Source organism: bacterium (assembly GCA_040755795.1).
In the GTDB taxonomy this organism is placed as follows: Bacteria; UBA9089; CG2-30-40-21; order CG2-30-40-21; family SBAY01; genus JBFLXS01.
In genome coordinates this window covers 1-11,974 of the sequence record JBFLXS010000092.1, presented here as the reverse complement: position 1 = coordinate 11,974, position 11,974 = coordinate 1, and the positions used below count along the sequence as shown (strand labels likewise).

7 protein-coding genes are annotated in these 11,974 nt (G+C 34.8%); 2 read left to right on the top strand and 5 right to left on the bottom strand.

Going from position 1 to position 11,974, the window contains the following annotated elements:
- The 5 genes from AB1414_08010 to AB1414_07990 form a co-directional block, all read right to left on the bottom strand.
- A partial coding sequence (locus AB1414_08010; protein MEW6607383.1) for an SBBP repeat-containing protein occupies positions 1-865 on the bottom strand: 865 nt, incomplete at its 3' end.
- Positions 866-879: 14 nt separating this feature from the next.
- Positions 880-3,876 (bottom strand): tetratricopeptide repeat protein, encoded by a 2,997-nt coding sequence (locus AB1414_08005; GenBank protein ID MEW6607382.1) that lies wholly within the window; start codon positions 3,874-3,876, stop codon positions 880-882.
- Positions 3,877-3,883: 7 nt separating this feature from the next.
- Complete coding sequence (locus AB1414_08000) at positions 3,884-4,984, bottom strand: hypothetical protein (protein ID MEW6607381.1); 1,101 nt, start codon at positions 4,982-4,984, stop codon at positions 3,884-3,886.
- Between the two features lie 15 nt (positions 4,985-4,999).
- On the bottom strand, positions 5,000-9,109 hold the full coding sequence (locus AB1414_07995; GenBank protein ID MEW6607380.1) for a CARDB domain-containing protein: 4,110 nt from the start codon (positions 9,107-9,109) through the stop codon (positions 5,000-5,002).
- A 12-nt stretch (positions 9,110-9,121) separates the two neighbouring features.
- Complete coding sequence (locus tag AB1414_07990; protein ID MEW6607379.1) at positions 9,122-9,928, bottom strand: hypothetical protein; 807 nt, start codon at positions 9,926-9,928, stop codon at positions 9,122-9,124.
- Positions 9,929-10,222: 294 nt separating this feature from the next.
- Between AB1414_07990 and AB1414_07985 the strand changes: the two genes are divergently transcribed.
- Positions 10,223-10,603, top strand: a complete 381-nt coding sequence (locus tag AB1414_07985) for a helix-turn-helix transcriptional regulator (protein MEW6607378.1) — start codon at positions 10,223-10,225, stop codon at positions 10,601-10,603.
- Between the two features lie 762 nt (positions 10,604-11,365).
- Positions 11,366-11,851, top strand: coding sequence for an HIT domain-containing protein (locus AB1414_07980; protein MEW6607377.1), 486 nt, complete (start codon positions 11,366-11,368; stop codon positions 11,849-11,851).
- Positions 11,852-11,974 lie beyond the last annotated feature (123 nt).

Here is an 11,974-nt window from a genome sequence, read left to right as displayed (position 1 = left end):
CATAGAGTTTGTTTTGATGGATGGCTAATTTTTGTGGGGTAAGAAATCGTCCTTTACCTTGCCCCATACTACCAATAACTTCCAGATGATTACCAGATGGATCAAATTTCTGTAGCCTATGATTATCAGTGTCTGAAACATAAATATTACCGTCTGAATCAACAGCTACATCCTGCGGATAAAGTAATTTGCCCGGGGTAACACCTTCACCATTACCGATTGCTGATAAGAAATTAAAAGATGGGTTGAATTTCTGTATCCGATGGTTACAGGTATCCGCTACATAAATATTGCCTGCATTATCTAAAGCAATTCCATACGGGTCTATAAACTGACCGGTACTTGAACCTCTGGAACCAAAATTACCAATGGGTTGCCCATTAGAATTGAATTTTAAAACCCTATGATTGCCTGAATCTACAACAAATATATTTCCCTCTTTATCCACTACTACATCTCTTGGGTAAAACATTTGAGGATTAATGGTGGATATACTCGTAATAAAATTAAAAGACGAATCAAACTTTTGTATGCGGTTATTGCCAGTATCTGCAACATAGATATTACCACGCCTATCTAAAGCAATACCTAAAGGATGAGCAAATTGTCCGTCAGCAACACCCCATGAACCAAACTTTGATAAAAACTTACCTGTTGAATCAAATTTTTGCACTCGATTATTACCAGAATCCGCTACATAGATATTCCCTTGCAAATCCACCGCACAACCATAAGGTACAGCAAACTCACCATCCCCTGTGCCAAAATTACCAAGGGCATTAGCAGAGGTATGGAGAAATAAGACTAATAAAATTAGTTCTATTATGAATAAAAGCTTATTCTGCTTAATCATTATTTTGCTCATTTCAAATCACCTCCCTATTCAGATTCTCTTTGCTTAGCAATTTTGTTTATCTCATTAATGTTCTCATACCTGTATATTTTATTAGAATCAATCCATCCTTTATGAGAAAAAGGAACTTGAATCTCAACCCAATTGTTCTTCTCTGATAAAATTTCTACCCCCATTCCTTCCTTTAATAATATAGATGTTTCACCTCCAGATGACGCATATTTTTTCAAAAATACATCATTCTTTATTATCCCAATCGAATCCAACGAGTAAGACTGATGGGCATTCTTATCTTTCTTATATCGTGTAAGATAGGTATATGGTCCATAACACCATATATTATTCTCCTCTGCTAAAATTTGTGCAGGATAATCCCAATATGTCCCCATTAACCAATCTGTAGTCTCAAGAAATACTTCCCATTTCAATTCCTTCTTGTCATATCGATAGATTTTACCTAAAGAATCAACTACCCATATATAATCTTTATCAACAGTAATTGAGTTAGATAAAACTGGAGACCCATCTGCTAATAGACATCTTTTCAGTGACCCATCTGATTTAGAGTACAAAAATAATCCTCTTCCACTTCCAATCCATACTTTATCTTCATCTACAAGAATAGAGTTTATTCTATAAAGACCTTCCATATTGAGATAATTTACCCATTTGCCAGTTGATTTCTTATAGCTAATTAGCCCATTAGAAGCAGCAAACCAAACATGCTCATTATCTACTTTAATCAATTTGACTTGGGATATTTTAAACCCATCTATTTCATTTAATGTTTCCCATTTTCCTTCTTTTTTATTAAGTTGCATAATTCCTTTAGAAGTACCTACCCAGAGATAATTACTATCTGGAGCAAGAGATAAAATTTCTATCCCTTCGGTTTCAGAAAAAAGTTTCTTTTCCTCTTTTATCTTGTCATATCTATTTAATCCCCTCGAAGTCACTACCCATAGGTAATTGTTATCGTTTACAACCAGTTTCGGATTCCAGAAGGCAAATTTGTTATTAAGAGATGTCCATGTATCATTGTACCGAGAATATAAATGGACTCCTCCATTGTATGAAAAGAACCAGACAAAATCTGGATGAGTGGTATCAATAATAAATTTTCCAAAGCCAGTTAATGAAATTCTGAGGTCTTTAATAAAGGTATTTGTTTTTCTATCATATTTGCATATTCCTGAGGAAGTGTATTCAAATCCGCTAAAACTTACCCAGGCAATATCCGAGTCTATCTTGTCCGGGACAAAGGTAAACACACCATTTCTTATTAAGCCATCTCCAACCGTATATTTAATCCATAATTTTCTTTTTAGGCACTTTTCAATTTGATCTTTTGTCTTTTTGTAAATCTTTGACTCTTTATCTGTTACCTTAGAATACATAAAGATTGCCTCAATCCATTTACCCATCTTTTCATAACATTCACCTATCTTGAAATATACCTTTTCAGTAATCAAAGGCGATTTTGGATATTGTCTTAGTAATCTTTGATATGCTGATAATTCTAATGGATAGTCTTCAGCATGGTGGTAAAGATTTGCTACCTTAATCAAAATATCATCTGCAATTTTGGAAGAGGGATATCTGTCCACAACCTCTTCAATTCTATGTATGTTATGGACATCTCCTGAATAATGCTGTTGGTAGTTTTTTTCTGCTGCAAAATATTCACTTAAAGGCCTTCCATCAAAATCGTAATTATCTTTTAAAATAGATAGTCTTTCTTTGGCTAATTTATAGTCAAGGCTGTATATATTCTTAGAATTTTTCTGGCAATACTCATTATAAACCTTCTCTGCTTTCTCCCATTCCTTTAATTCAATATAGATTTCTCCTATGGCAAGAAATGCTATATTAGCCTCTCGGCTATCAGGATTTATCTTTATTGCCTTACGAAATTCTATTATTGCTTTTTCTGAATCTCCAAGTTTTCTATAACAATCAGCTATTATCGATTGGAAATAACCTCTTGAAGAAGCAGAATTATCAAAATAAGAAGGGTCAAAGAAATTCGGATAATTATCAATAAACTTTCTAAAAGACTCTATCGCTTTTTTGTAATCTCCAATCTTGGAATTATAAATATAACCAATTTGATATTGAGCCTTAGCAGCCTTTTCACTGTCCGGATAAAACCTTACTACTTTTTCAAACATTGAGATAATATCTTTAAATTCTTCTTTTGAAGCCTTCCATCTTACCCAAATATACTCTACCCATGGAATAGCGTACATTGCATCATCAACCCATTCGCTATTTGGGTATATCTTAATTAGTTTCCTATATGCAGCTATCGCATTTTTATAGTTTGAACCTCGTTCACTATTACTCATTTTCCACTCAGGAGTGCTCTCCTCCCTTGTCTGATAGTCAGGTCTGCAATATATTCTACCAATTTCGTATTGAGCATCATCAGCCAGACTCGAATCCGCGTAGGTATCTATCAGTCGTTGCAATTCCTTAATTGCATCTTCATATTCTAATTTTATCGCAGCCATATAAGTTCTAAGTGGTTGTCGGTTGTAATCAGAATTGTTTTCCATAAAAGAAACCATCTTTTTAGATTCATAATACAGATTTTCATCCAAATTTTCTTCCCCTTTCTCCGTATACCACTTAATATATCTTTGAAATGCCTCTATTGACTTCTCGATATTTGGAGGTTTCAACCAAAGATATAAATTTCCAATTTTGTACAACTCATAATTTCCTCCGGAAGATGCTGACAAATATTCGTCAAGAAAGGATTCATGTAGTTTTATTGCCTCTCCATATTCCTCTAATTTCTCATAGCACTCTATCATTTTTATTTTTACATACATATCTTCTGGTCTTTGAGTTAATTGATTTTGAAGCAGTTTAAGTGCTTCTCGATATTGAAACTTCTGCATCAAATCTAATGTTTTAGTCCATGGATCTGGGTCATCTTCGCTATTAGAAATAGTTGGCAAAATAACCAATAAAGAAAATCCTGCCATTAACACTAAAGAGAATATCTTTTTCATCATTTCTTTCTTACCCTATATTTTTTGTTTCAGATAATTGTTTCTTACCATAGATAGCTTTTATAATCCGTTTTATTGTTGCAATCAATATTACTATCAATAAAAAAACACCTATGCAAGATAACATATGGTGGTAGGTGGCAAAAAGAACTAAAAAAAGTGGAAAAGGTGCTGCTGAGATAAAGCTAAATATTTCACTTAAATTCTGAAGATATATCGATCCATAAAGCAGCCAACCACTTATGCTTGGAAATCTCTCTACATACGATTTTCCATTCCAGGCATATACCTGAAACCCTTTTTTGATCACCAATGGTTCTCCAGGGACCTCAACATCTATAACATAGGATTTTAGTCCGTCCTCACAAATTTCATAATGCAACTCACTGAGCCTGAGGGCCATCTCAATGTTGTGCGGCTGATAGGTAACAATCTCTAAAGAAGAGGTCTCCTCAAAATCAAGGTGGGTAAATTTTATGACTGGTTCAGGAAATCCTTCGTTACTGGCTAGATGTGCCTTAAAAATATAAGTGACTCTATCTTGATAGACATTATAAATAACATATTTAGTAAGCTCAATGTGATTTCCATTAACAACTATATATTTGACAAGCACATCCTTTTTCCCATCCCGATTGAGATCCATTATCTTAACACTTGCATCTATCCATTCTACCCAATCTTCAAGGGAAGCTCCGGCTACCCACTCTTCAAAAGCTTCGGGAATAATATCTTTTAACTCTGAGGAAGAAGGGATATGAATATCCTCTCTCTTTACCCAACCCCACTTAACATCCCACATAGAAGACTTAGGCCCAGTAGTATATCTTATTGGAAACCAGTGCTCCTCTGAATAATTTGGATAACCAATTTTGCCCCCTTTTGTATTTATCAAGACCCTTGTCCTTTCTTTCAGGGTATCATTAACCTTACTATCCATCTCTGGTTTTGAATATACAGAGGTATCATCTCCCTTTGTTAGTCCCAGTAAAATATCTATTTCGTATTCCTCTTTTTGGGTCGAAGGAAGATGCATGAGAATTGTTCCAACAAAGAATAGTATTACAAAAAAGAGTAATATCTTCCAAAATCCAATCTTAGGTATCTTCATAACCTGTATCTCTCCTTAATCCTCATTAAACAGCTCTTCAACTAACGGAAAGAACCGGTCCACATACACCCCATAATCCTCCGATGATTTGGGATTCGGATGAGGTTCCCTTTTATGAATACCAAAGTTATATATAGTCCCAATAACACCTGGTTTATCAGATATATCAAAACCTGCCTTCTTCCATTTAGCACAGATCATATAAAGATAAGCCTGAGCATATTTCATACTCCATTCAGGATTAATCAGTCTATCAATACGTTCATTTCTACTGCTGCTTATTGGTATTTTTTCATGCTCTCTCTCTATCTCTTTTGCCGTGTTCATCTTTACCTGTCCTAACCCAACACTTCTATTATTTCCCTTCCTGGCATGTTTTTCATCCTGTGAAGATTCAAAAGGCAAAAGATGTATCTGTTCCTTATAAATTATTGTTGCCAACAAAACCGGGGAGAGATTCAGTCGGGACAGAGACCCGTCTGGAAGTATACCCTCTAAACGATCCTTATGAACTTTCTCAAACTCATTAAGGCCTTTAACGATATCGCCTTTTAGTTTTTCTTTCTGTTGCTCTGATAAACTATTTTGAATGTATTTCTCTAACATCTCTTCTATGTTCTTGACTTCTTTGCGTATCATATCTATCAGTGAAACTATCGGCTGAGATTGAGTCTTAATCTGAGATTTAAGCCATGGAATCAATATATCAAAGTTGACATCATCTACATTAATTTCTGGGACAAACTCTTGAGCTGTTGTCTTAATATCTTCTTTATATCGCCTGATCAGATTCTTCACCTCGTTTTCACGCATCTCTCCTAATCCTCTCAAGATTACCTTCACTTTACGACCAACAATCTTTATTATTCCTTCACTTTGGATAGAAGCCGCATAAGATCCAACAGTAGATGCTGCTGCCCGGAAGTGAGCCGAAGGGCTAGTTTGAGAATAAATAACTCCTTCAATCTCTACCATCACACTATCAAGAGAGACTTCATCACCATTTGAGGTCTTTCCATTCCAGGAAAACCAGCATTCCTCTGGTCTTGGCTTGGTCTCTGAATAAATAACCTCTCCTAATTCATCTCCCAACTTCTCATATACCCTTAGAGTAACTGCGTGATAAGGGTTATTCATCGAATAATAAATCCGAATACTTTCTGTAATTGGATCAATTAATCCATTTTCAGAGTTCTCAGGATCAACATGAGAAAAGCCAGTAATGTCTAAGGTCCCACGAGGCACAACACTTTCTTCTATTGAGTATCCACTTTCGTTCCCATGTATATCCACTGCAGTAATCTTATACCAATAACTTATCCCATTAGAAAGACCTGTATCTTTGCAGTAATTCATTGTTACTAAAGTTGAATTTACCTTTACATTATCTCGATAAACATTATATCCAGCTAAATCAGATTCGGTATTTCTATTCCAATTCAAAACAGCCGATGAGTCATGAGGATAGGCAGATAGACCACTCGGTACATTAGGAGGGGTTATATCTACTGCTAATGGTTTAGCACTTGCCTCGTTGGAGTAATCACTCTCAATGTTATCCTCATTTAATGCTGTAATTTTGTAATAATAAGTAGTTCCATTTACCACATTATAGTCAGTGTAGTAATTCCACCAGCCAATTTGTGCTTTTTCCTGGTATGAACCACCTTGTGGCTTACGGTAAATCTTATGTCCATCTACCTCAAAATTATAATCCCAGCTTAAACTTACATAACCATCATTGCCAACTGCGGATAGATTGGTTGGTGCATCTGGCTTTCTTGTATCCTTTGGTATCCCTTCTGCTCGATTGGATAGTTCGCTTTTATTTCCTGATGTATCTATGGCTAAAACCTTATAGTAATATTTTACCCCTCTGGTTAAATCATACGCCTCTAAACTATTTGTTGTCGGCTCATAATACGCATCCCAAACATCCTTTGATACATTAGGTGAGGTGGATTCATATACACGATAATAGGCTACCGCTACATTATCCGTTGATGCCGTCCAGGTTAAGTTTAGATGTGTCCCGTCATCATTTACAGGATTAGTTACATTTAGATTAGTAGGTACTGAAGGTGGGGTGGTATCCTGAGGTGGTGTTATAGTTACCTCTGCCTCATTTGATGGGATACTTTCGTCTTCTGGTGGATAAGAGTATAAATCTACTGCTGTTACTTTGTAATAATAAGTACCTAAAGTAGGAACACTCATATCTTCATATTCTCTTGCCCCCTTAGAGGCATAACCAATATAATTGCTATTCGAAGGGATAAATTCACTCGTTTTAGCCCTATAAATATAAAATCCCCATAATACAGAATTATCATAGGACCAATCCCAGTTTAATTTAACGGTGTTGTTTGCGATAACAGTTGCCGTTAAATTTGTTGGTGGTTGGATACGAATAACGGTGAATGAGTCTTCCTTTTTATTATTATCTTCATTTGCTTCTGAAATAACCGAAGTTACATCTGTTTCTACTTTTATAGTATGTTCTCCAATTGAGAAATTTCCTCTATAGGTTTCAGATATATATTCAGTCGTTTTTAGCCCATTTGTATACCATGTCTTTACTGGTGTCTCATCAATTATAAGTTCTGTATAAAATCTTGTCTCAGGAGGTATATCAACGCTACCATCATTATCTACCCTCCAGGTAATATCCGTTGGTTGAGCACCTACTGGAGTTGATGGATTTATTGTAAGAGTTGTAACTACCAAATCAGGTAATGCAGTCCATGTAAATACCTCAGATCGCTCGTTATTATTCTCATTTGACTCTGTAATTACTTTGGTAGCATCAGTAACAATCTTTATAGTGTGATTCCCAGCAGATAAGATTGTGGGATAACCTCGTTGAATATAACCACCAGCACTAAGACTATCAGTCCACCATTTTATCCGTGGGTTAGGTTCATTGTCAATATATAAATATGTCCAAAATTTAGTTGAAATAGCTGCATTACCTATATTTGTAACCTTAATAGTAATTGTAGCATTCTGATTACCTACAGGATTTGTAGGGCTGACCCAAATATCCGTTGCCTCTAAGTCTGGTTGTCCTTTAATTTCTGATGCAACAGCAAGTTTGGTAGGAGTTGATAATGTTTCTACATAAGCAAAATTGATATTATCTGTATTAACAGAAGAATTTACTTGAACACCAATTGAAACAGTTGGTGGTGGAGCATAATAAGCCCATTCCCAGTTACCATCTGATATATCACTTCGACATCTACCTGCTCCTATTTTATAGGCATGTGTATGCTGGTAATGATAAAAGAGTTGTGGTTCATATGGTATCCACCCTTTGTCAGGATAATAAACCTCAATCCAACCATGAGTTCCCTGTCCCCAATCTATGAGATAATTTATACCTGGACCTGGCACCTGATATTGATGCCTTAATGAGCCTCCACTTACAAACTTAGCAGGTATACCTACCGCCCTTAATAAAGCAACTCCTAAATGTGAGAATCCCTGGCAATTTCCATTTTTACTCCGAAGTACTGATAAGGCATCCTGAGGAACATTATTGGTCCAGGTAATATTGTCTATTATCCAATCTTCAATTGCTTTAACTGCCTCATATTCATATTGAGCATTAGTTGTTAATTCAATTGCTTTATTAATTACCTCCTTATGATCTGATTGAGTTTCATTGGTAGCCTCTAAATAACGGGTAGGAAGTCCACCTTGAGGCATTGGAAAAGGTGTAGAACTATCTAAAGTAGATAAATAGTTGGTCAATATCCCATTAAAATTACAGGTAGTAACAATTTGTCCCACAGATGGACTATCCCACCTTGTCAAACGATAACTATTTCCATCTGTATCTATTAAATCTTGAGTACTATTAGGTGTCTTGTTATATGTTATTCCAAAACTTTCTATCTTTTGGGTAAGTGGTTTAAGAGTATAACTTGAGTAATTACAGGTTTTTTGCTTTATCCATACAATCCCACCTCCGACATTCTGAATATTAATGAGATAGCGATGGTCTCCTGCAACCGTAGAGGTCATAGTCCCTTTAATAACATTTGTCTCACTAAATACAGTTCCATTGCTGTTTAACAAAAAGGATAGACAAACTATGATAAAAGAAATTTTCTTATACATTATAAAACCATCCTATGGATTAACTTTAATAATAGTTGGTTTAACGGGTTCTTCTGGAGGGTAAATTCCTCGCTCACTCTCTTTAGTAGATAGTGGTGAAATTCTAACAAAATGTATTATTTTATCTCCACCCCTGATATTATCCCTACCTGAAACTATCAAATAATAATTACCTTGTTGATATTGAGTACTTTGATAGGTAATAGAAAAATTTCCATTTACCTCAGTTTCTATTTGTTGAGAAAACACTTTCTTCCCTTTAGTCATTAATTCACTCATATACTCTTGTTCACTCTTAGAACCTTGCTCGTCAGTGCTTTCATATATATCGAAGGTTAAATATTTTCTTTTAGATATGCCACTATGAATAGTTGTATAATCAACCCCTCCACCTCCTCTTAAAGTTGCATTTATGATTGATGGATTAAATTTTATTTCTTCTTGCTCATTTAAAATCAGTGGTGGCATCTCTGAAGTTATCTCTTCAGCAGGTAAAAATATAGATTTTTCTTTTTGTAGGTCTTTAATTTCTTTAACATTTTCACGAGGAGATGTCTTTTTGTAGCCACCAACTTCTTCTGCTTCCTCGATTGCAATTTCACCAATAGTTTCTTTTGCTTGATAGGTTTGTCCCTGTTTCTTCTTTAACACATCTTCTTTACCAACAGCTATCTCTTCTTTTACACTTAGTGTTTTTAAATCCTGGGTTTTTATAGTAGTCTCTTTTATCATGTCCTCTTCCGCAAAACTATTCCTATTAAACCCTGCTATTTGCATCAGCCCAATAACTAAACATAAAACAATAATCTTTTTACACATTTTCCTTCTTCCTCCTTTTTGGGTAAGCGGATTGAACGGATTTATCGGATGGGAGTTTTTTGATTCTCATCTCTCCAACTTTCTTCCTCACTTCTTTAGATGGTAAGTATTCCATGGAGTTAGTCGAATAAGTAGATTCTCTTTCAATCTTTCATTTGAATTTGATTATTTATAGTATACCATAAAATATCAAATTTGTCAAGCAAAAATTTTGTCTATTGTCAAAAAAAAATAATATTTATCCACTCTTTACTTAAAATGTAAACAATGATATATTTCTTAAAGGAGACAAAGATGGAAGATTTACTTATTAAATTTGGTAAAAAGATACAGGAATTAAGAAAGGCTCAAGAGTTAACACAAGAAGAATTGGCAGAAAAGGCAAATTTGCATAATACATACATCGGAGCAGTAGAACGAGGCACTACTAACCTTTCACTTAAAAGTATTGAAAAACTTGCTAATGGATTAGGGATTAGCATCTCCAGAATATTTAGTTCTTTAGTTTATGATGAAGACTTAACTCAAGATGAACTTTTAATATCCGAAATAATCAGATTACTTAAAGGTAATGATATAATCACATTGGAGCTACTTAAAAATCACATAAAAGATACCTTAAAATGGATAAAAGATGTAAGAGGAAAACAGGAAACTAAAACTAAAAGGGATTAGGGTCAGACCGTGAATGAGAGGACGGTAAGTAATTTACAATTCAACAGGCTGTTGACATAAACTAAAAGATGAAAAAGATGGTGTCAAGTCTCATTTTTCCCCTTTTTTAGGTTTTCCTCGAGCAAAATTAGACCTGACACCAATTTTCCTTTCGAGCAAAATTAGACCCGACACCAATTTTCCTTTGACACCAATTTTCCTTGAGCAAAATTAGACCTGACACCAATTTTCCTTTGCTGGAAGAGTTGAAAGAGTATAGCACTTATTGTAACTATTCAGCCACTGATTAACACGGATAAAAAATGTAAGCGTTCAGGTAACAGAATCAGTTTAAGCTTTAAGATGCGCAACATCTGACGGCTTTGATTAGTTAAGTTTAAAATGTTATCAATGACCAATATCGAATGTAGAATTATCAAGTTTTGGTATTTTTCTGTTTAGCCGTTGTAACGCTCTTCAAGATCAAATATTCTACTTTCCTTCGACATTTCTACTCCTTTCCCTTCTACATTTTCCCTTCTACATTCAATATTCTACCTTCTACATTCTACATTCTACATTCAATATTTTGTAAGCGTTCATATATCAGAATCTTTCGAAATCTCAACCAAAACCAGTAACTGCTACCTGAACGGTTACTTGGGTATATAATTATGGCAAGAAATTGTGTAAAAAAGTCTGTCTCACTTCACCCGGGTAAATAATTACTTAAATTTTTCTTGACTTTCTTGTCTTAAATGGTATAATCTTAAATAGAAAAAAATGGAAACACATCTATTTATCCCGGATAAACTATCCTATGTAAAAGGAAATAAACCAAAGGTAAAATGTATCTTATGTGCGATTAATAAAGGAAACCCAAAGGTAACAAAACTTGATATTTATCACACAAAGCATTTTATCATCTCGCTTAACCTCTATCCATATAATCCAGGACATTTAATGATTTTCCCGAAAAAGCATCTAATCGACCCAAGACAACTCAGCGATGACCAGGTATTAGAACTTAATAATTTAACAACGATGACATTAAATATTATCGAAAAACTTTATTCTCCGTCAGGATTTAATGTTGGTTATAACATAGGTTATGTCAGTGGAGCAAGTATTGAACATCTTCATCTTCACATCATTCCAAGATACAGAAATGAGATTGGACTTATTGATATTGTAGGTAAGGCACGAGTCATTATCGAAGACCCAAATGAAACGCTGAAGAAGTTTAAAGAGGCATTTCTAAAGACGTAACCGTTCAGGTGGTAATTTACCGCAGAGACGCAGAGGAACAGAGAAGAGATAGAAATAAATCAGATAACAGAAAAGATTATTGGTGCAGCCATTGAAATACATAGGACCTGCTTGCCGAATGTT

What these genes read in the sequence shown, in the direction of transcription:
- AB1414_08005 (MEW6607382.1), bottom strand. Translation starts at nt 3,876, where the DNA reads ATGATGAAAAAGATATTCTCTTTAGTGTTAATGGCAGGATTTTCTTTA.
- AB1414_08000 (MEW6607381.1), bottom strand. Translation starts at nt 4,984, where the DNA reads ATGAAGATACCTAAGATTGGATTTTGGAAGATATTACTCTTTTTTGTA.
- AB1414_07995 (MEW6607380.1), bottom strand. Translation starts at nt 9,109, where the DNA reads ATGTATAAGAAAATTTCTTTTATCATAGTTTGTCTATCCTTTTTGTTA.
- AB1414_07990 (MEW6607379.1), bottom strand. Translation starts at nt 9,928, where the DNA reads ATGTGTAAAAAGATTATTGTTTTATGTTTAGTTATTGGGCTGATGCAA.
- AB1414_07985 (MEW6607378.1), top strand. Translation starts at nt 10,223, where the DNA reads ATGGAAGATTTACTTATTAAATTTGGTAAAAAGATACAGGAATTAAGA.
- AB1414_07980 (MEW6607377.1), top strand. Translation starts at nt 11,366, where the DNA reads ATGGAAACACATCTATTTATCCCGGATAAACTATCCTATGTAAAAGGA.